Annotated in this window: 21 protein-coding genes; 11 read left to right on the forward strand and 10 right to left on the reverse strand. The window is 66.7% G+C overall.

Going from position 1 to position 20,420, the window contains the following annotated elements; all coding sequences use genetic code 11:
- The first annotated feature begins 631 nt into the window (after positions 1-631).
- From LOC60_RS16265 to LOC60_RS04175, 9 genes are all read left to right on the forward strand, one after another.
- Positions 632-1,438, forward strand: coding sequence for a GNAT family N-acetyltransferase (locus LOC60_RS16265; RefSeq protein ID WP_331460774.1), 807 nt, complete (start codon positions 632-634; stop codon positions 1,436-1,438).
- Positions 1,439-1,466: 28 nt separating this feature from the next.
- Positions 1,467-1,955 (forward strand): GNAT family N-acetyltransferase, encoded by a 489-nt coding sequence (locus LOC60_RS04140; RefSeq protein ID WP_230022412.1) that lies wholly within the window; start codon positions 1,467-1,469, stop codon positions 1,953-1,955.
- A 48-nt stretch (positions 1,956-2,003) separates the two neighbouring features.
- Positions 2,004-3,263: a glycosyltransferase 87 family protein gene (locus LOC60_RS04145; RefSeq protein ID WP_230022429.1), complete on the forward strand. Its 1,260-nt coding sequence runs from the start codon at positions 2,004-2,006 to the stop codon at positions 3,261-3,263.
- 83 nt (positions 3,264-3,346) lie between these two features.
- Entirely contained in the window at positions 3,347-4,366 is a 1,020-nt protein-coding gene (locus LOC60_RS04150) for a VOC family protein (RefSeq protein WP_230022432.1), read from the forward strand.
- A gap of 4 nt (positions 4,367-4,370) precedes the next feature.
- Entirely contained in the window at positions 4,371-5,336 is a 966-nt protein-coding gene (locus LOC60_RS04155) for a fumarylacetoacetate hydrolase family protein (protein WP_230022435.1), read from the forward strand.
- A gap of 47 nt (positions 5,337-5,383) precedes the next feature.
- A complete protein-coding gene (locus tag LOC60_RS04160) occupies positions 5,384-6,343 on the forward strand; it encodes a cyclase family protein (RefSeq protein ID WP_230022881.1) in 960 nt (319 codons plus the stop codon).
- 44 nt (positions 6,344-6,387) lie between these two features.
- Positions 6,388-7,515: an FAD-dependent monooxygenase gene (locus LOC60_RS04165; protein WP_230022437.1), complete on the forward strand. Its 1,128-nt coding sequence runs from the start codon at positions 6,388-6,390 to the stop codon at positions 7,513-7,515.
- Positions 7,512-8,630 (forward strand): amidohydrolase family protein, encoded by a 1,119-nt coding sequence (locus tag LOC60_RS04170; protein WP_230022440.1) that lies wholly within the window; start codon positions 7,512-7,514, stop codon positions 8,628-8,630. Before LOC60_RS04165 ends, LOC60_RS04170 begins: the two co-directional genes overlap by 4 nt.
- Positions 8,623-9,627, forward strand: coding sequence for a fumarylacetoacetate hydrolase family protein (locus LOC60_RS04175; RefSeq protein WP_230022443.1), 1,005 nt, complete (start codon positions 8,623-8,625; stop codon positions 9,625-9,627). The genes LOC60_RS04170 and LOC60_RS04175 overlap by 8 nt, the downstream gene beginning before the upstream one ends.
- Positions 9,628-9,631: 4 nt before the next feature.
- Here LOC60_RS04175 and LOC60_RS04180 read toward each other — a convergent pair whose 3' ends face one another.
- The 5 genes from LOC60_RS04180 to LOC60_RS04200 all read right to left on the reverse strand — a co-directional run bounded on the left by LOC60_RS04180 (position 9,632) and on the right by LOC60_RS04200 (position 15,318).
- Complete coding sequence (locus LOC60_RS04180) at positions 9,632-10,588, reverse strand: LysR family transcriptional regulator (RefSeq protein WP_230022446.1); 957 nt, start codon at positions 10,586-10,588, stop codon at positions 9,632-9,634.
- Positions 10,589-10,658: 70 nt separating this feature from the next.
- On the reverse strand, positions 10,659-11,729 hold the full coding sequence (locus LOC60_RS04185; protein WP_230022449.1) for an ABC transporter permease: 1,071 nt from the start codon (positions 11,727-11,729) through the stop codon (positions 10,659-10,661).
- Positions 11,722-13,365, reverse strand: coding sequence for a sugar ABC transporter ATP-binding protein (locus tag LOC60_RS04190; RefSeq protein WP_230022451.1), 1,644 nt, complete (start codon positions 13,363-13,365; stop codon positions 11,722-11,724). The genes LOC60_RS04185 and LOC60_RS04190 overlap by 8 nt, the downstream gene beginning before the upstream one ends.
- Entirely contained in the window at positions 13,365-14,516 is a 1,152-nt protein-coding gene (locus LOC60_RS04195) for a sugar ABC transporter substrate-binding protein (protein ID WP_230022453.1), read from the reverse strand. The genes LOC60_RS04190 and LOC60_RS04195 overlap by 1 nt, the downstream gene beginning before the upstream one ends.
- 250 nt (positions 14,517-14,766) lie before the next feature.
- Positions 14,767-15,318 carry a GNAT family N-acetyltransferase gene (locus LOC60_RS04200; protein ID WP_230022455.1) on the reverse strand — a complete coding sequence of 184 codons (552 nt, stop codon included), beginning with the start codon at positions 15,316-15,318 and terminating at the stop codon, positions 14,767-14,769.
- A gap of 106 nt (positions 15,319-15,424) precedes the next feature.
- Between LOC60_RS04200 and LOC60_RS04205 the strand changes: the two genes are divergently transcribed.
- Positions 15,425-15,625 carry a hypothetical protein gene (locus tag LOC60_RS04205; protein ID WP_230022457.1) on the forward strand — a complete coding sequence of 67 codons (201 nt, stop codon included), beginning with the start codon at positions 15,425-15,427 and terminating at the stop codon, positions 15,623-15,625.
- 435 nt (positions 15,626-16,060) lie between these two features.
- On the opposite strand, the gene LOC60_RS04210 is transcribed toward LOC60_RS04205, so the two are convergent.
- The 5 genes from LOC60_RS04210 to bsh form a co-directional block, all read right to left on the reverse strand.
- Complete coding sequence (locus LOC60_RS04210; RefSeq protein ID WP_230022460.1) at positions 16,061-16,540, reverse strand: MarR family winged helix-turn-helix transcriptional regulator; 480 nt, start codon at positions 16,538-16,540, stop codon at positions 16,061-16,063.
- Positions 16,537-17,433 carry an alpha/beta hydrolase family protein gene (locus LOC60_RS04215; protein ID WP_230022463.1) on the reverse strand — a complete coding sequence of 299 codons (897 nt, stop codon included), beginning with the start codon at positions 17,431-17,433 and terminating at the stop codon, positions 16,537-16,539. Before LOC60_RS04215 ends, LOC60_RS04210 begins: the two co-directional genes overlap by 4 nt.
- A gap of 74 nt (positions 17,434-17,507) precedes the next feature.
- Positions 17,508-18,044 (reverse strand): helix-turn-helix transcriptional regulator, encoded by a 537-nt coding sequence (locus LOC60_RS04220; RefSeq protein ID WP_230022466.1) that lies wholly within the window; start codon positions 18,042-18,044, stop codon positions 17,508-17,510.
- Between the two features lie 26 nt (positions 18,045-18,070).
- On the reverse strand, positions 18,071-18,349 hold the full coding sequence (locus tag LOC60_RS16380) for an AMP-binding protein (protein WP_442860369.1): 279 nt from the start codon (positions 18,347-18,349) through the stop codon (positions 18,071-18,073).
- A gap of 27 nt (positions 18,350-18,376) precedes the next feature.
- Entirely contained in the window at positions 18,377-19,324 is a 948-nt protein-coding gene (gene bsh / locus LOC60_RS04225; RefSeq protein WP_230022469.1) for a choloylglycine hydrolase, read from the reverse strand.
- 222 nt (positions 19,325-19,546) lie between these two features.
- On the opposite strand from bsh, the gene LOC60_RS04230 reads away from it, so the two are divergent.
- Positions 19,547-20,233, forward strand: coding sequence for a M23 family metallopeptidase (locus LOC60_RS04230; protein WP_230022473.1), 687 nt, complete (start codon positions 19,547-19,549; stop codon positions 20,231-20,233).
- Positions 20,234-20,420: the final 187 nt, after the last annotated feature.

Genomic DNA, 20,420 nt, shown 5'->3' on the forward strand with positions numbered 1-20,420 from the left:
GCCGGCCCGGCCAGCACGAGGGTGGCAAGGATCATCGCCGCGCCCAGGCACTGGCCGGGACTGAGCGACTGCCAAGCTGGACTCCTGACGCTTTGCCTTCCGCTTGCTGGTCCGCTGCTGCAGGCCTTCCACCTGCAGGGCTTCCCAGCTGGCGGGGCGGCCGGACCGGGTGAGCCCGGGCTTCCACCCCGTCCTGGAGACGGTAATGAAGGAATAGAGGGCCCCCGGGGGCGACGGCGGGCGAATCCCTGCGGTTTGTCCAGTTCCCTGCGATCTGTCCAGTTCCCTGCGGTTTGTCCAGTTCCCTGCGGTATGTCCAGTTCCCTGCGCCGCGCGGCGCAGGGATTGCCGCAAACCGCAGGGTTTTCCCCAAACCGAGGGAATACGGGCGGGGACCGAGGGAATTCCGGTCCGGATTCCGACAATCCAGCAGCGGCGGACCCACCGTGAGCCAGCTGTGCCGGTGCCCACCGTCACGGCGGGCACCCGCTAGACTCTGGCGGAGAAGACGCGGCGGGTCCCGCAGCTGCACTCCGGCGGGATCGCTGGCTGGGTTCTACCGGGACAGCAGTCGACGTCCCGGAAGACATTCGGGAGCCTGTCTCCGTTCCAGAGCTGGAAGAAGCAAGAAATGCCCGGTTTCATCCCCACCCCGCCGCCGATCCGCGTTCCGGGTCCGATGCCGTTCACCGGTGCGGGCCAGCAGGCAACGACGGCGGCCCTGCCCCTTATCCCGGACATCCGCGACACACGCCCCACCGTCCGGGGAGGGAAGGCCGGCCCGCCCCTGGAAGCGCACCGGGTAAGCGTCCTCCGTGATGATCCGGGCAAGGCAGACGTCCGGGCCCTGCTCGCCGAAAACCGCGACCTGCTGTATCCCGCCGGAACAGTGGCTGCGGGCCTGACTCCTCCGTCCCTGCGGGACCCCTCGGTCACCTTTTGGACGGTCCGCGAGGACGGCGCCCTGTTGGGCTGCGGTGCATTAAAGGAGCTCGCTGCCGCGCCCGGGGGTGCAGGTGGATACGGGGAAATCACCTCGATGCGGACGGTCGAAGCAGCCCGCGGACGCGGCGTCGCCCAGTTGCTCCTGCAGCAGATCATCACCAACGCCCGCGCCCGCGGTTATGCCGCCTTGCTGCTGGAAACCGGCACACAGGAGTTCTTCGCCTCATCCCGGCGGCTGTACCAGCGCCACGGCTTCACCGCCTGCCCGCCGTTTGGCAACTACCGCGCCGACCCCAGCAGCACCTTTATGCGCCTGAACCTGCAGGCCACCGCCCCGGCGCAGGCAGCGGCCGCAGCCGTTCCCGACGCCGCCGTTCCGGACGCAACCCCCGCGGGCAAGGTCTATGCCAAGCCCGGAACCCTGACGGAGATCCTGGCCGCGCAACGGGCCCTGGCATCAGCCCCGATACCGAACCCGCGGCGGCGGCGCTAATCTTCAGCGCATCCGGGAGAGGAACACCGTGAAGCTGCAGCTCGACAATCCTGGCCGGGAAGACGTACTCAAGCTGCTGGCCGAGCATCTCGCCGACATGTTCGCCACCTCCCCGGCCGAAAGCGTACATGCCTTGGACCCCGCCGCCCTGCAGGCCCCGGCCATAACCTTCTGGACCGTGCGTGAGGACGGGCAGCTGCTGGGTTGCGGCGCGCTTAAGCAGCTCGGCCCGCACCAGGGCGAGATCAAGTCCATGCGCACCGCCGAAGCTGCCCGCGGACGCGGCGTCGGAACACGCATCCTGCAGATGATCGTCGTCGAGGCACGGTCCCGCGGCTACGCCGCCCTGCTGCTGGAAACCGGCACCCAGGACTTCTTCGCGCCCGCGCGGCGGCTTTACCAGCGGCACGGCTTTCGGCCCTGCCCGCCGTTCGGCGGCTACACCGCGGATCCCAACAGCATCTTTCTGCGCCTGGATCTGGGCAGCGTCCCGCCGGCCGGCCCGCACGAAGAATAGGGAGCACTCCGGCAAGCTGCCGGAACCCCGCCGTCTAAACTGGCAGGCATGGCAATCTCAACGGCGGACCCGGCGCCCCGCACCCGTACCCGGATCCTCTGGTTCGCCCTCGGACTTCCGGTTGCGCTGGTTCTGGTGGTCCTCGGCGCGCAGATCCACGGTCTGGATTTCACCGTGTACCGGGAAGGCGCCCGGGCCTTCCTCGGCCTGGGCGAACACCGGCTGTATGACCCGTCCCTGGTCGAAACGGACACCCGCGGCCTGCCGTTCACGTATCCGCCCTTTGCCGCCCTGCTGCTGACGCCGTTCGCGGTCCTGCCCGAGGCCGTGGGGCTGGTCCTGCTGACGGCGACGTCGTGCGCCTGCCTGGTGCTGACCGCCGTCCTCGTTGCGCGCTACCTGCAGGAAAACGAAGTGCTGCCGGAGAAGCTGCACACCGCGCTGGGCGGCAGCGCCGGCGTGGCCGTCCTCGCCACTCTGCTGATCGGCGTGCTCGGACCGTGGCGCGAAGGCCTGGGCTTCGGCCAGATCAACCCGATGCTGATGCTGCTAATCGTCGCGGACCTGCTCCGGCCGGCGTCGTCAAAGGTGCCGCGCGGCATCCTCATCGGACTCGCGGCCGGCATCAAGCTCACGCCGCTGGCCTTCGGGCTGATCTTCCTGGTCCGCCGCGACTGGCGGGCCATCCTGGCCATGGGTGCCGCGTTCGCCGCGACCATTGCCGTCGGTTGGCTCGCGTCACCGGAGCAGTCGCGGGCCTTCTGGTTCGACTCGCTCTTCAATTCCGACCGCGTCGGCGACACCACGGACATGTACAACGTGTCGCTGAATTCGTTCCTCACGCATCTGGGCACCCCCGAGGCACTGCAGCGTCCGCTCTGGCTGCTGGCCTCGGCCGCCGTCGTTGTGCTGGGTTTCCTCGCCATCCGCCGTTCGGACGCGCGCGGCGACACCCTGGCTGCGATCAGCGCGAACGCCGTCGTGATGCTCGCGATCTCGCCGATTTCCTGGTTCCACCACTGGGTCTGGATCGCGCTGGTGCTGCCGGCGCTGTGGGTGGCGGTACGACGACGGCGGGCCGGGGTCCGCGCCGCAGGCATCGCCCTGCTGGTGGTGCTGGTGCCGGTGTTTATGCTGTCCTCGATCACCGTCACGATGATGCTGACCGGCGTCGTCAGCGGCCAGGGCCCGGCAGCGCTGGAGCTGTTCACCGGTCTGGGCGTGGTGCTGCCGGTCGCGGCGCTGGCGTTCTGGGCCACCGCTCCGGTGCCGGCGCGTGACCATTCGTTGCATGGATACCTGCCATAGGAAAAGAGTGCTTCCACAACTACGTGATGGCGATCACAGTTAGGTTCTGAAAAGCTCAGCACCTAACGAATGTGAGAAAGCCCGTGGAACGACTCCTCGCCCATCTGGCACACCTGGAAATCAGCAGCCCCGATGTCGCGGCCTCCACCCGGTTCTATGTGGAGAACTTCGGCATGCGCCTGGTTGATTCCCTTGACGGCGTTTCCTATCTGCGCTGCTGGGGTGACCACTACCGGTACAGCCTGGTGGTACGGCCGGGGGAAGAACCGTCCCTGGCAAACATGGCCTGGCGCACGGCGTCCGCTGAGGCGCTCGAGGCAGCGGCGGCAAACGTGGAAGCCGCGGGAGTGCAGGGCGAATGGATTCCGGGCGGGCATGCGCACGGCAAGGCCTATCAATTCACCGGCCCCTACGGGCACCCGATGAAACTGTTCTACGAGGTGGAGCCGTACGTAGCGGAACCCGGTTTGGCATCCATCTACCCGGACCGGCCGGAACGCCGGAGCAGCCACGCCGCGGCGCCGCGCTTCCTGGATCACGTGACCGTGGCCAGCAGCGATGTCACCGGGTTCGCCGACTGGTACAGCGCCGTCCTGGGCTTCCGGATCATGGCCTTCACTACCTTGGACGAGGCGCCGATCACCGTCTTCTCCGTGCTTACCACCAATGAAAAATCGCACGATTTGGGGGTGGTCATGGATACCTCGGGCCGGGCCGGACGCGTCAACCACATTGCGTTCTGGGTGGATACCCATGAGGACCTGCTCCGCGCTGCAGATGTGCTGATGGAAAACGGCACGCCGATGGAATATGGCCCCTCCATCCACGGCATCGGCGAGCAGAACTTCCTGTACTTCCGGGAGCCGAGTGCGCTGCGGGTGGAACTGAACTCGGGCGGCTACCGCAACTACGTGCCGGACTGGGAGCCGCGCACCTGGACGCCTTCCCAGGGCTCAAACAACTTCTACCGCAACGGGACCATGCCGCATTCGCTGACCGAATCCTTCCCGTTGGCGGACGGGTTCACCGCCACGGAGGAAGGCGCCTCGGAGGAAATGAAACAAGCGCTGCTCAACCCCTACGCCAAGCACGGCAGGGGCTGAGTCGATGACCTACTCGCTGATCACGTTTCGGGACCCGGGCACAGGTGAGACCCGGGCCGGGCTGGAATCCGGCGGCCGCGTCCTGCCGCTGACTGACGCGAACCTGGACCTCCCCGGAGACAGGCTCACCCTGGAAGCGGTAGTCGAACACTGGGACAAAGCCGAGGGCCAGTTGGACCGGCTCGCGGAAGAGCCGAGCGCAGGCTGGCTGGACTACGCGGACCTCACGGTGCTTGTGCCGCTGCGGCCGCAGCAGGTCCTGCAGGCCGGGGCCAATTACCGCCAGCACGTCATTGACCTGGCAGTGGCGCACCGCGACGGTGAAGGCACGGAGGAGGAAATCCGGGCACGGACCGCCGCCACGATGGATCGGCGGGCAGCCGAGGGCACCCCGTACTTTTTCATCGGCCTCCCGACGGCGATGGCCTCCGCCACCGAGGACCTGGTGCTCCCGGGCTACAGCCAGGCCCATGACTGGGAACTGGAGCTCGCCGCCGTCGTCGGCAAGCGGGCCTTCCGCGTGAGCCCCGAGGAGGCCCTGGAATACGTCTTCGGCTACACGATGGTCAACGACATCACTACCCGGGACCTGGTCTTCCGCAAGGACATGCCGGCCATCGGCAGCGACTGGTACCGGTCTAAGAATGCCCCGGGTTTCCTGCCGACCGGACCGCTGGTGCTGCCCGCAAAGTTCGTGGCCGATCCGCAGGACCTGATGGTAACGCTGCGGCTCAACGGCGAAACCATGCAGGCGGAATCGACCGCGGACATGATCTTCACCGTGGCCCAGCTGGTTTCACATGCTTCCCAGCAGATGCCGCTGCTGCCCGGGGACCTGGTCCTGACCGGCAGCCCCGCCGGCAACGGGGCCCACTGGGGGCGGATGCTCCGCGACGGCGACGTTATGGAAGGCACGATTACCGGGTTGGGAACGCAGCTTGTGCGCTGCAGGGATGAGGTGGCACCGTGACCGGAATCAATGCCGAAGACCAAGAGATCATCCGCCGCAACGACCCGATGGGAAGCATCGAGGCGATGGCCGCCGCGCACAACAACTGGGGCCGCTGGGGGCCGGACGATGTCCTGGGCACCCTGAATTTCATCGACGAGGCGAAGCGGGTCGAGGCCGCCGGGCTGGTCCGCACCGGGCAGACGTTCTCCCTCTCCCAGCCGTTCGATACCAACGGCCCCCAGAAGGGCTGGCGCCGCCGGACCAACCCGGTGCACACCATGACGGATACCGGCACCGACGCAGAGTTCGGCGACCAGGGATTTCCGCACGGCATCGGCGGAGCCGACGACTACATCGCCATGCCGCTGCAGTGTTCCACGCAGTGGGACGGACTCGGCCACATTTTCGACCGGGGAAAGGCCTGGAACGGCCGCCGCGCCGGTTCGGTGGTGACCAGCGAAGGGGACCTGGTCACCGGGATCCAGACCGCGGCGGCGCAGATCGTCACCCGGGGCGTGCTGCTCGACGTCGGGCGGGCGCTCGGCCCCGCACTGGGCAGTGACGACGGCGAGCTGCCGGACGGATACGCCATCACTGCCGAGGACATCGAAGCCACCATCGAGAAGCAGGGGCCCAGCTCGGCGATCCGGCGCGGAGACATCGTGGTGCTGCGCACCGGCCAATACGCCCGAACCCTGCGCCAGGGATGGGGCGAGTACGCAGGAGGTCCGGCGCCGGGACTGTCCTTCGGCATGGCACCCTGGCTGCATAAAAGCGAGATCGCCGGAATCGCCACCGACACGTGGGGCTTCGAGGTCCGGCCCAATGAATTCGACACGGCTTTCCAGCCGCTGCACCAGATCGCCATCCCCAACCTCGGCCTCTTCCTGGGTGAAATGTGGGATCCGGAGCAGCTCGCCGCATCCTGCGCCGCCGACGGCCGGTACGACTTTCTGCTGACGGCCGCACCCCTGCCCATCACCGGGGCAGTCGGCTCGCCGGTCAATCCCATCGCCGTGAAGTAACCCGCTACATAATCCGCCGGAATGAAAACAAAGGAGTTTGCATCATGGCAGCTGTGAGCAAGGTAGGCATTGTCGGTTCGGGCGCAGCCGGGTTAACGGCGGCGATTCTGCTGGCCGACGCCGGCGTGGATGTGGAAGTCCTGGAGAAGGAATCCGGTCCGTCCCCGCTCGGATCCGGGATCACCCTGCAGGGCAACGCCCTGCGCATCTTCCGCCAGCTCGGCATCTGGGAGGAAATCGCCACCAAGGGCTTCGCCTTCAGCGAGCTCGGCCTCCGCGCCCCGGATCCTGCGGGCACCGTGCTCTCCGTCGTTGACGACGTCCGGACCGGCGGGGCGGACCTGCCCGCAACGCTGGGGATGTACCGGCCGGACCTCGCCGACGCGCTCCGCCGCCGCGCCGCCGACGCCGGAGCGCGCATCAGCTACGGCAGGAGGGTCAAGGGCGTGGAACAGGACGGCGGTTCGGTCACGGTCATTACCGACGACGGCGAGCGGCTTCCCTACGACCTGCTGATCGGCGCGGACGGGCTCCACTCGGCCGTGCGTGCGGCGATCGGCATCACCACCGAACCGGAACCCACCGGGATGGGCATCTGGCGGGCGTTCGTGGAACGGCCCGCCGACGTGGTCCGCACCGACCTGACCTATGGAGGGCCCTGCTATATCGCCGGGTACTGCCCCACCGGCCAGAACAGCATGTACGCCTACCTGGTTGAGGATGCCCAGGACCGCAGGGTCGAGGACGGACCGCAGATCATGGCCGGTCTCGCAGCGGCCTACGGCGGGCCGTGGAAGGAAATCCGGACCAGCCTGGACCACAGTGCGAGGATCAACTACACCCGGTTCACCACCCATCTGGTGGACGGACCCTGGAACCGGGGCCGGGCGGTGATCATCGGGGACGCCGCGCACAGCTGCCCTCCCACCATTGCCCAGGGTGTTGCCCTGGCCGTGGAGGACGCGGCGGTCCTGGCCGATCTGCTGACCAGCCGCGGCGAACTGGATGACAGCCTCTGGGCGGCCTTTACGGAGCGGCGGCTGGAACGGGCCAGGATCGTCATCCAGGGATCGGTGCAGCTGGGGCAGTGGATGCTCGACGGGCAGATCCGGGACGCCGATGTTCCGGGCGTGATCGCAACGGTGGCGGCAGCAGTAAGCCAGCCCGCATGAGCGGACAGCAGCCCGGCGCCCCGGTGGTGGACGTGCATGCCCACGTCCTGCTGCCGGCACTGCAGGAGTACGTGGCGGCCAGCGCTCCGGCGGAGTTCGCCGCTTCGCAGGAGCTCGATGCCCGGCGGCAGGGACCTGAATCGCTGACAGTCTCCGGCGCCATGATCCGGGACCGCTGGCCGCGGCTGGTGGACCTGTCCCGTCGGCTCGCGGACATGGATGCCGCGGGAGTCGACGTGCAGCTGGTGTCCCCCTCGCCGTCGCACTATTACTACTTCGCCGGTGCCGGGCTCGGGGCGGAAATTGCCCGCCGGGCCAATACCGCGGTCATGGAGCTGGTGGCGTCCGCCCCCGGCCGGCTGGCGGGACTGGGGCTCGTTCCCCTGCAGCACCCGGAAGCCATGGTGGCGGCACTGGACCACGCGGTGCTGGACTGCGGCCTGCTGGGGGTGGAGATCGGGTCCTACGCACCCGCCATTGACCGTCTCCCGGGGCAGGAACCGAACGCCGGGACCGTGGAACTGTCCGACCCCCGGCTGGAACCTTTCTGGGCCCGCGCCGAAGAACTCGGCGCACTGGTTTTCCTGCATCCGTTCGGCTGCTCGCTGGATGAGCGGCTGGACCGGTTCTACCTGGCCAATACCGTCTCGCAGCCGGCGGAGAACGCCGTCGCCCTCTCGCACCTGATCTTCGCCGGGGTGCTGGACCGCTACCCGGAGCTGCGGCTCATCGCGGCACACGGCGGCGGATACCTGCCCACCACGCTCGGCCGGTCGGACCATGCCTGGCGGGTCCGGCCGGACGCACGCGGCTGCGCTGCCCCGCCGTCGTCGTACATCAGCCGCCTGTGGTTCGACTCGCTCACCCACAGTCCCGTCGAACTGCGCGCGCTGGCCGGGGCCGCCGGGCCGGACCGGATCCTGCTGGGCTCGGATTATCCGTTCGACATGGGCTCGGAAGACCCGGTAGGGGACGTCCGCACCGCCGGTCTTTCCGTCCGGGAGGAGCAGGGAATCCTCGGCGGCAATGCCGCAGCCCTCGGGATCCGTGCCGGCCGTGCAGAGACCGGAGCCAACGGTGCCGCACCCAGGGAAGGAATTGAAATCGATGGTTAAGCTCGCACGCTGGAACGACGGCGGCGAGGTCCGCTCCGGCTTCATCCATGAGGACCGCGCCTACGGGCTTCCCGCAGGACAGACCGCCAATGACCTGCTCGAGGCCGGGTTGGACGAAACCCTGGCAACTGCGGAACGGGTCATCGGAGGCCCCTCATCCGCGCCGCTGTCCTCAGTGGTGCTGCTGGCCCCGCTGGTGCCGGCCACCCTGCGTGACTTTGTTGCCTTCGAGGAACACGTCGAGGGGATGCGGATCAGCATCGACGGCGCACCCGGCGTGATGGAGGAGTGGTACCAGGCCCCCACCTTCTATTTCAGCAATCCGCACACCATCCGGGCCACGGATGAAGAGATTGCTATTCCGGCCGGCTGCAGCCAGCTGGATTTCGAAACGGAGGTCGCCGCCGTCATCGGCCGGGTTCCCGGCAGCAGCGGCACCAACCTCAGCGCAGCGCAGGCGCAGCAGCACATCTTCGGTTACACGGTCTTCAACGACTGGTCCGCCCGGGACCTGCAGCGCCGGGAGATGAAGGTCAGCCTGGGCCCGTGCAAGGGAAAGGACTTCGCCGGCACCCTGGGTCCCTGGATCGTCACTGCCGACGAGTTCGAGGACCGGCACGACTCCGACGGCTTCCTGGCCCTGCGGATGAGCGTGGACGTCAACGGGTCCAGGGTCGGCGAGGATCTGCTGTCCAACATGGGCTGGCCGTTTGCCGAGCTGGTGGCCTACGCCTCGCAGGATTCACGGGTGCTCCCGGGCGATGTGCTGGGGTCCGGCACCTGCGGCAGCGGCTGCCTCGCCGAGCTGTGGGGACGTCTCGGTGATCAGGCTCCGCCGCCCCTGCAGACAGGGGACAGCGTCAGCATGACGGTGGAGGGCATCGGCACCATCACGAACACTGTGGGACCCCGTCGTGAAGCATCCACCCTGGTGCGTGCCCGGCCCCGGCAGCGCCTGCCGCGCAGTTACGACGGCGCCGCGGCGGCGCGGGGCTGAACCGTCAGGGCCGCGGTGTCCCGCCGACCTTCGCCAGGCGGGTTACGACGCTGGTCTCCGGGTGCCGCTGGGCGCAGGCGCGCTGGACCACGGACCGGAGCCACAGGCTGGCCGGGTCCTGGGCCCGGCTGGGGTGCCAGAACATGGCCTCCACCAGCACGGGTTCCGTTTCCGCAGGAAATTCAATGATCGAAATCCCTGCTCCCCGCTGCGATTTGAGGGCGAGCATTTTCGGAACCACCGCCACCAGGTCCGTCCCTTCGACGAGCAGCGGGAGGGCAAGCAACCCGGATACCTGCGCGGCGACCCGGCGTTCAATTCCCAGCGTCTCCCAGAAGAGGTCTGCAGGGGTTTTGATGGATGCCCCGAAGTTGCCCACCGCGTGCGGGAGCCTGCCCAGGTCCTCCGCACGGAGGGGGTCCGCCTGCAGGATGGCGTTCCCGGAATCGACCACCGCCACAAAGCTGTCCCGGAAGACCGCTTTTTTCTCCCCGGGCAGGGAGTACCCGGTGGGTCCGACCATCAGGTCGCAGCGGGTGAAATCGGCCTGGTGCAGGGGCATCGCATCTCCCGAGACAACGTTCACGCTGACACCGGGTGCCTCAACCTGCAGGATGCGGCGCAGCGGTTCCAGAATCACCGTTGCCGCGTAGTCCGACGCTGCAATGGTGAACTCGCGGTCGCTGGTGAAGGGATCGAACCTGCTCCGGATGCCGGTGACCCGGTCCAGGCCCTGCAGCGCCTCGTCCACCAGCGGGACCAGGTCCTGTGCCAGCGGGGTGAGCTCGAAGTGCCTGCCGGAACGGACGAGCAGTTCGTCGTCGAAATAGCGGCGCAGCCGGGAGAGGGCGGCACTTGTAGCCGGCTGACTCAGCTGCAGGTGTTCCGCCGTCCTCGAGACATTGCGCAGCTGGAGCAGGGCCTGAAGCGTCGGCAGGAGGTTCAGATCGATGGACTTCATGGGGGACAGCATAGGCGAGCGGCTACTGGGCTCACCTTCTTCTCGTCGCGGCGGTTGAGCTGCCCTTCCACTACGTCCCTTCGCCCGAACGGCGCCGGCCGAGATAACTGGACAGCCCGACGGCGACAAGAAGCGCCACGCCGTTAAAGACCTGGTCCACCCAGTTGGCAGCGCCGCTCAGTGTCAGGCCGCTGACGCTGACCGCCACGAACAGCACTCCGAACACGGTTCCGACAACGTTGAAGCGGCCCGGCAATATGGCGGTTGCTCCCAGGAAGACAGCAGCCAAGGCAGGGAAAAGCAGGTAGGTTCCATTGTCCGCATTGGCCCCGCCCGTTCGTGCCGCAAGGATGACCCCTGCCAGCCCGGCCAAAGTTCCGGAGAGGCAAAAGGCGGTCTGTGTGTACCGGCGCAGCGGCAGGCCCACCAGGACGGCGGCCCGATTGTTGGACCCGATGGCGTAGAGGGCGCGGCCGAAGGGAGTATGCGTCAGGAGATACCAGGCCAGGAAAGCGAGCACTGCCACCACGTACACCACCCGCGGCAGGCCCAGCCAGCTGCTGCTGCCGAACGTGGTGAACGCCGGATCCACGCCGATGATGGCTAGCCCGCCGGTGTACCACTGGATGAGTCCGCCCAGAAGTGTGGCCATGCCGAGGGTGGAGACGAAGGCGTTCATCCCAAACCGTGCCACAAGCAGTCCGTTTACCGCTCCCACAACGGCAGCTACTGCCACTCCGAGCAGGCAGGACAGCCACAGCGGCAGCGAAAAATGCGCCATGGAGGCTGCAGTGACTACGCTGCTCAGGACCGCGATACCGCCAACCGAGAAATCAAAGTGCCCTGCGACAAGGGGAAATATCAGGGCGAGGGCGACAAGAGTAACGACGGACTGGTTTGCCAGCACCACCGAGACGTTGGCGCCGCTCAGAAAGACAGTGGAGCTGGCCGGGAAAACGCCGAAGAAGGCGATGATCAGGACCAGCAGCAGCGGCAGGGCAAAACGTTCCAGGTGCGCGCCCAGAAGCCGGCCTCCCGCGCTGCGTTGCGGCCGGGTCCGGGAGCCTTCCGACCCGGCCGGGCCGGCAACTTTGGCCTCCCGGGCCTCGAGGGATCCTGCCGGTGCGTGACTGCTATCCATTAGTCTTCTGATCCTTCTTGGGGGCGTGGATGGTGTGATTTGCGGCCATCACGGCGGCGGCAAGCGTGCTGCGTTCGGTGTCCGCGGGGTCAAGATCCGCGACGATACGGCCTTCCACCAGGACCAGGATCCGGTCGCACAGCTCGGCGAGTTCGTCGAGGTCGCTGGAGGCCACCAGCACTCCGCACCCTTGTGCTGCGATGTCCCGCAGCGACCGGTAGATATCCCGGCGGGAGGTCACATCGACTCCCTGCGTTGGTTCGTCGAGCAGGAGCAGCCGGGGTTTTCGCCGCAACCAGCGTGCCAGGATCACCTTCTGCTGGTTGCCGCCGGAGAGCCTGCTGATCGGGATCTCTATTCCGTCAGCGCGAACCGAATGGTCGGCCAGCAGCCGGTGGGTATCCTCACGTTCCATCCGCAGGTTCATCACGAGCCTGCGCCAGTAGCGCCCGATGACGGTGGCAGAGGCGTTTTCCCGGACTCCGAGGTCCAGGAAGGCTGCGTCCCGGTGGCGGTTTTCCGGTACGAAGACGACGCCGGAACGAACCGCGTCCGCGGGAGAGGACGGTTCATGGGGCGCATCGTCCAGGCTCATGCTTCCGCCGGTCAGAGCGGTGTCTCCGAAAATCGCGCGCAGGACGGTAGAGCGGCCTGAACCTGCCAGCCCGGCCAGTCCCACGATTTCCCCGGATGCCACCGAAAGGTTTACGTCAGTCAGCGGGTATCTGGAAAGATCCCTGCCTTCAAAGAGGGGGCTTCGCGCGCCGGCTCCCGGGGCCTTCGGCGCCGGAGTTCGATGCACAACCTCATCGCCGGCGGGACCGGCGCCCGACATCATGTCAACGATGGCAGCGATGGACGTATCAGCCACGGGTCCGCCGCCGGCAACGATGCCGTCGCGGAGCACCGTTACGTGGTCTGCAACTTCCTCGATTTCACGAAAACGGTGCGTCACCAGCACGATTGTCTGCCCGTGGTTGGCACGGGAGCGCAGTGCCGCCATCAGTTCCCTGGACTCGTCCTCAGCCAGAGACGCCGTCGGCTCGTCCAGCAGCAGCGTGTATTCGCTGTCCTGCTGGTCGGCGAGGGCCCGCGCCACGGCCACCATGGTTTTTTGGCTGGGCCGCAGCGAACCCAATCGGTCGGTTGCCCGGGCCGCAATGGCGTAGTGCGCAAGCAACCCATCCACCCGGTTCTGCAATTCCCGCCAACGGATCCCGTGCAGCGCATTGGTGGGGAAGCCCGCGTCCAACGCGAAATTCTCCGCCACGCTCAGGGAATCGAACAGGCCAAGATCCTGATGAACAAACCTCAGTCCGGCGGCACGCGCGCGGCGCGGGGTCACCTGCCGGGCCGGAAGGGTTTCGCCGTGGACGCTGATTGTGCCTGCATCGGCCTGGTAGACGCCGGCGAGGCATTTGATTACCGTCGATTTGCCCGACCCGTTGCCCCCGAGCAGCGCATGGATGGTTCCAGCGGTAACCGTCAGGTCCACGCCCGAGAGCGCATTGGCGCCGGCGAATGACTTCACCAGTCCGTGTGCGGCCAAGGCAACGGCCCCCGCTTGGTCATCCGCACGTTCCGTGCCCCCGGCTGCCGCGGGCACGGAACGGCGGTTTTCGTTATGCGCAGCCACTACTTGCCCCAAGCCTCCAGATACGCCTGCTTGAAATCAATTTCCGGGTTGTACGTGAAGGAGGTGCCGTCGGCGGGCATATTGGTTTCCGCGTCCACCACCTGGAGCCCGACGCCGGAGGCGGCAATCTCCTGATCAGCCATCAGCCTCAGCGCGGTGTCCACACCGGACCAGCCGTCCCACTCCAGGCTGAAGGTAACGGATGCATCCTGGCCTTCGCCTGCCGCAATCAGGTCCAGGTTGCTGCGTTGACCGAAGGTGCCGATGACGGCCAGATCGTCAGAACGCTGGGAAGACACAATGGCCTGCGAGAGACCTGCCAGGAACCAGCCGTCCAGCGGCACGGAGATGGCGTTGGCATCCGGCGCCTGGAGCAGGGCGGTGGAGAGCTTCTGTGCCATGGTGCCGCTCGCCGCGTCCTGGTTGCTCAGCTGCAGTGTTCCCACGACTTCGCAGGTGTCACAGTCCGCAAGGGCGGCGTTCAAGCCGTCGCTGATCCAGGGTCCGAACCTGGCGTCGGCAAACGTCACTTCCAGCAGCTTCAGATCGCCGTCGGTCTGGCCTATCAGCCAGTCTGCCTGCAATTTACCGACCATGTTCCACCACTGCTCGTTGTCCAGTCCGTCCAGCTTCTTGGTTATGCCGGAGTACAGCGGCTCGCCGCCGTCGATGTCACAGTCGTTGGCTCCGACCCCCACCGTGGTAATTCCCGCCGCGCGTGCTTCCTCGAGGGGACCCTGGAAACTGGAGCAGTCCTGGCCCATCACAAGGATCACGTCCGCGTCGGCACCCACACCCTGACGGATGCAGCTGGCCCAACCGTTGGGATTGAGTTGGCCGTCACAGATGTTGCTTTGCCAGCCGATGGCTTCCGCCGCATCCGCCGCAGCTTGGGAAGGTGTCGAGCAGGTCACCTGTGACTGTCCGCAGGAGACAATCCAGGCCGTGAGGTCTTCGGGGACTGGAACCGATTCGGTGGGCGGGGTGCCGACCGTACCTTCATAGGCGGCGGCCAAAGCGTCGGTGCTCCCGGAGGTTGCTGCCGAAGCGGATTGTGCGTCAGCGGGTTCATCCTCTGCAGTTGCCGTACTGCAGGATGCCAGGGCGAGGCTGGCAATCAGCAAGGCGCTGAGTGCGCCCCGGACTTTCATTCTCGGCTTCATGCTTCTCATCGGGTCTCCATTGACAGTCAAAGTGAAGCGTGACGTACATCACGTTTCAACCACTGTGAAGGAGCCGGACTATGTGAGGAAGGGACTAATTGGGATACCTCGTATTTGCGAAACGGATAACCACCTGTGCGGGCCAGGCAAAGGAACACTTGGGCCGGCCGTTAACCAGAAACTCTGCGGGGATGGAAACCAGGAACCGAGGCAGGATTGGCCGCAGTCTTCCCATCCGCTAGGGCAGGTATCCGCCATCTGGCCAGCCCAGGGCCAAGTACATCTCCGGCACTCCGGCATACTCCCGGTCCAGTCCGGGAAAGTGCTGCAGGCCGGCGGCCAGGGCGGTCCGGCGCGAGCCGGTGTTCGTCGTCGTCGTGCGGGCCAGGATCGGCAGCTCCGGCAGCAGCTTCCGGCCGCGCCGGACCGCTTCCGTTGCTCCCTCTTTCGCGTAGCCCCGACCCCAGGCCGCCGGGTCGTAGCGGTAATACAGGTTAAGCATGGTTCGGCCGTCCACCACGGCGCGCTGCAGTCCGGTGAAGCCGATGACCGCGTCCGGGGCCTCGTGTTCAGCCACCGCCCAGTAGCCGAAGCCCTCGCGGTCCCAGTGGTCCAGGAAATCCTGCAGGGACCTGGCCACGGATTCCGCGGTGGGGGTCTGCGGATTGTGCCGGTTGGTCCGGGGGTCCGTGTGGATCCGGATGGCGGCATCGTAGTCCGCCCGTTCGAGCCGGCGCAGCAGCAGGCGCTCGGTGCTCACGGGGGTCCAGTCGCTCGGGTCTTGGCGCATGCGCCCATCCTAAGCGGGGCCTCCCCCCGGTTCCGTTCAACAGGCTCAGGGGAATCGAACCCCTGACCTGCCAGCCGACCATGGGCAGCAAGGTATTCTTCCGAGCATGACAATTCCCGGGGGCACTGAATCCGACAACCGCTCAAGTGACGCCATCATGTATTTCTGTGGTGCGGTCGCCATGTTGATGTTCGCAATACTCGCTTTCGGAAATGCGGCCGAATGGTTCGACTACGTTTCCGGTGCCATTTGGCTCGGCCTCGCTGCGGCACTTGGCTACCGGGGCTTCCGCCGGGGAACGGTCTGAGCCGGATCACCTCGAGGCCTCCAATGAAACCCAGAGCGTTCCCTTTCTCCCCGACTTCCGCCACCTCCCTCATGGTCGGTGACCTGGTCCCGGTGCAGGGCTCGTCCGGCAATTGGGCGTGCCTGCAGGTTGTGGAACTTGAGCCTCGGGTGCGCACGAATTTCATCATTGCCCTGCTGCCTTGGCGCGGCGGATCGGCGCCCGGCACCGCCGAGGTGACGGGACTCGTCCCGCTTGAACGAGCATTGACCCGGATCGAAATCTTCACTGAAGGCCACCTGCAGGTGATCGGGAATGCAGAACCGAACGATGAAGGGCAAGAGCGCTGGTACAGCCTTGGCTATGGGGGCCTGGCAACGTCGGTGTGGGGCTGGAAGGCGACGATCCGGCTTGCCCAGGACGCTGCGGACGGCGGGGTTCCCTCGCGGATCCGGACTAATCCAGCACTCGCGCCACGTGCTCTAGCCAGCGCGCAACAACGGCCAGCTCCGGGGCACTGAACCCGTCGGTGATCTTTCCGTTCAGCTCGCCCAGGGCGGATTGGACGACGCCGAGCGCAGCCTTCCCGTCGGCGGTCAGGTTCACCCGGATGGTGCGGCGGTCGGCCGGATCAGGTGCCCGGGTGACGAGCCCGGCTTTCTCCAGCCGGGACAGCAGCCCGCTTAGCCCGGCCGGCGAGGCGTCCACGGCTTCGGCCACCTCGCCGGTGCTCGCGCCGGGACGGGTAGCCAGATACAGCAGCACCCCGGAGGCTGCCGCGCTGAGGCCGCGGTCCTCGCCCCGGCGTCCGATCCACCGCCGCAGCCTCCGCTCGGCGGTCAGCGTCAGGAAGACCAGTCGCGGCGGACGCCGCCGGCCGGCGTCGCCCAGCCCGCCGCCGTCGCCCATCCCGCCGGCGTCGTCGGGCGCGGTCATGTCCGGTTCGCGATCCGTCCGTCCAGCCAGGCGAGGATCTCGGGCCACAGCTTGTCCTTGACGCCGCGCCGGAAGAAGCCCATGTGCCCGATCGAGGGTACCCCGGCGTCGTCGGGCGAGTAGGTGCGCCGCTCCAGCGGGGCGTTGGTGAGCCGGCTGTAGATGGCGTTGATCTGTCCCGGCGTGGCCCAGAGGTCGTCGGTGAAGCCGATGGACAGCACCTCGGTCTTGACCCGGGCCGCGCGTTCGGCGGCGTCCATGCTCGGGTCGTCGAAGAAGTAGTTGGGCCGTCGGGACCACTTGCTCCACTCGAGCATGGCGCCGCCGGGCATGTCCTCCCCCAGGCCCATTTTCCGGCCCGGCACTGCGCCGAGCAGCCGGCTGGTGGCCGGGCCGAGGACCCGCAGGACCAGTCCCACGCGCAGCCGTTCCTTCGGATCCTGGATGGCTCGGGTGACACCGGCGTGCGAGGCCACGGCCACGAAGCCCAGCAGTCCGTCGGTGCCGTTGTCCAGGGCCATCGCATGGCCGCCGATGCTGTGCCCGACGGCCAGGCGCGGCAGCTCCGGGAACCGCGCGGCCATCCACTCCGCGGCGGCCGGAACGTCCTGGGCCATCCAGTCGCGCATCCGCAGCTTCCGGTTGGCCTTCGGACTGCCGGAGGCACCGGTTCCGCGGTAGTCGTAGGTCAGGACCGCGTACCCGTTTTCGGCCAGGTATTCGCTGAAGCCGGTGTAGAGGCGCTCGGCCACCGCCGTGGCGGGGTGGATGACGACGGCGGCGCGGGGCGCGTCGTCGGCCGGCAGGCGCACGGTGCCGGCGAGCGCACCGCCCGCAGGGACGGGGATGCTGATTCGTTCGGACGTGACTGCTGCCACACTATTATTTCGCATGCGAAGTAATCTACACGGGACAGCGGGTTCCGGGTACCCCGCCCCCGGGTCCATCGGGTACATATGGACCCCCGTTAGTGGACGATGCCGGATCGCACCTCATCACCGACCGCCTCGCCGTTTTGCTGAGCCCTCAACGCTTCGACCGCGGTGTGCAAATCCTCCTGCAGTTTGTTCGTCCGGTTTCGCTCCTGCTTGAGTTCCGCTTCTAACGACTCAATGGTCCGGTCGCGCTCCCTTAGTCGATCAGACAGAGCCTTCGCGTCCTCCTGGATTCGCCGTGCCGTCTCATCCAGATCAGCCCGCATCTCAGGCACTTTCTTCGGTGCGGTCTCAGTCCGCATCGTCTTCTGCGTTATCTGCTCCAAGTTCACACCACGAACACCCTTAAGCAGCTCCCCAATGGCGCCCGGCCTCCAGTCAAAGAACTTCTCGATCCTCTCCTGCGACCCCTTGCGCGGAATCGCCTGCCCCGTCTCAATTGCATACAGAGATCGCGCCGACAGCCCCACCGCATCCGACAGAGACAGCCTGGTTTCCCCTGCTGCCTTGTACGCCTCCGTGATCAGACTTCCCAAACGCTTTTTCGCTTCTTCCTGGTGTGTGCTCATGCCACCTAGTATGCCGAGAGACGGAATCAGGCACGTTGCCATACTCGCCGGCAGAAGTTTTGAGGTGCCGGACCGTCAGTCCTCCACACGACCGACAACGTAGATGTTGCCCTCGGCAATAGGAACCCCACCCGGTCACCGGAGCCGATGCCGAGGGCTGCAAGTGAACCGGCGGCACGGGCACTCAATTCAACCAGCGCCGCGTAAGTCATCACGCTGTCGCCGATCCTCAGCGCGGGACTGTCCGGTGAGCGGGCTGCGCTATCGCTGAGGATACTGGCGAGATTCGGCTTGGCAGGCTCCATTGGTCTACAGGCGGTGCAGGCAGAAAGCTAGACCACCACCAGCTCCGTTTTATCTGCCCCGTGGTCGGCCAGCGCGACGCTCTGGATCGCCGGGTCGTCGTACGTGTTCCAGTAGTAGGTCATCGTCAGGGATGAGAAGAGCCCGGTGTAGGTGGTCTTCTCAAACTCGCCCGAGCCCATGGCCGCGCTTCCCTCCACCATCGCGACCTGCTGCAGCGTGTGGAACGCGCGGCTGACGTTCTCCTCTTCGGTCGTCTTGGGCGGGTAGTGCGCGTGGACGTAGGCCGCGCGGACAAACCGCGACGGCGAGTAGTAGTCGCCGGGGATCCCCCGCATCAGCGACCCCGAGCCGAACGGGGCCAGGTGCGCCTGATTGAGCACGACCTCCTCGGGGAAATCCGGCGAGGCATTGAGGTAGTTGCGCAGGTTCTCGTGGTGCCAGGCGAAGCCGGGCTGGTTTGCCAGGACGTCGACGTCGTCGTGAAAGACGTGCATACCGTCGCTCGTGTACTCCACGACGATGGCGCGCGTCGAGTCGCCGATCAACCAGTGCAGCAACGAGCTCGGGTACTTTTCGTTGATCGGCCGGTCCACAATGACAACTGTGTCCAGGGCCGCCTCGACCTCGTCGACGGTGCTGAACTGGGAGGCCACCCAGAGCGGGAACTCGAATGCGGCCACATTCGTCGCGCCGTCGACCGGTGCCGGTGCGTACTCCGCGTACCCCGGAAAGTTAAGGCCGCCGACGGCCAGGCCTGCCTCATTGCCGCAGTCGAAGTACAGCGGCGTGTCTTCCTGGACAATGCCCATGCCGATGACCGCATGCTGGATCTTCGGCACCGCCCCGAAGGGTGATTTGGTGGTGTACCCGGTGGGCGTCACCACCACCCGCTCCCCGAAGTCAGACGTCCAGTCGAGGTTGCGGGCGAAATAGAGGTTGCCGCTGCCGTCCGAGAACCTGATGCCTGTGCACATATTGATGCTCCCTGTTTTGGCGAAGCCCTGGCGGTGCTTCGCCTGTTCGGTGGACCTATGCCGGAGAAGCTGCCCAGGAGTTACGGTGCCGACCAGCCCGCACCCTCGGTGCACTTTCAGGTTAGGTCCGAACCCGCGCCGGCGGCAGTCTCCTCGCCCTTCTCGAACCCGAACCGGCGCAAGTCATCGTGCACGAGGGGCTAGGTGCCTATAAAGGGAACCATGATGGACGTCCCCGACGCCCCGCTGGAGGTCTCCCTCCCCTTCACGGGGAAATGGAAGGTGCAGAACAGCCCCCTGCGCCGGGTGCCCAGCCACGGCACGCATCTGCTCGCCACCACCTACGCCATCGATTTTGTGGGCGTGGACGACGCCGGACGGTCGGCCCCCACGGTCAGCTGGCGCACCGCGTTGGGCACCGAGCCGCCGGAGCTGTTCTTCGCCTTCGGGCGTCCGGTCCTGGCTCCGGTCAGCGGGCAGGTGGTCATCGTGCACGACGGCGAAGACGACCACGAAGCCCGCCGGTCGCAGCTGGCGCTGGTGCCGTACATGCTGGGGCAGCAGGGCCGGCTGCGGCAGGGCGCCGGTGCGATTGCCGGGAATTACATCCTCATCGCAACGGCCGACGGCGGCGCAGTGGTTGGGGTGATGCACCTGCGGTCCGGGTCGATCCGGGTTGGCACCGGCGAACACGTCGACGAGGGCCAGCACATCGGGGACTGCGGAAACTCCGGCAACTCCACGCAGCCCCACGTGCATGTGCAGGCCATGGACGGGGCCGATCCGTGGACCGCCCGCGGGCTGCCGCTGGTGTTCCGGTCCTTCGGCGAGAAGCCCGCCCACGGACGCACGTTCCTTCCCCGCGAGAACATGCTGCCGCAGGAGGCTTCCACGGTGGAAGCGCCCTAGCGCGGAGATACTTCCCAAACCGGTCGCGCTGCAGCCGGAGGTCCGTCCGCCGACACAGCATCCCCCGAAATGGTGCGGATGTTGCCTGATGTGAAAACAACAGCCCCACCAGCACCAATTCGTGGGACGCCGTGCGCCTGCGGCGATCGAAACTGCACAAATTACCGATTTTCGGACGGAAAACGGT

The sequence above is a fragment of the Arthrobacter sp. zg-Y769 genome, assembly GCF_020907405.1.
Classification (GTDB): Bacteria; Actinomycetota; Actinomycetes; order Actinomycetales; family Micrococcaceae; genus Arthrobacter_B.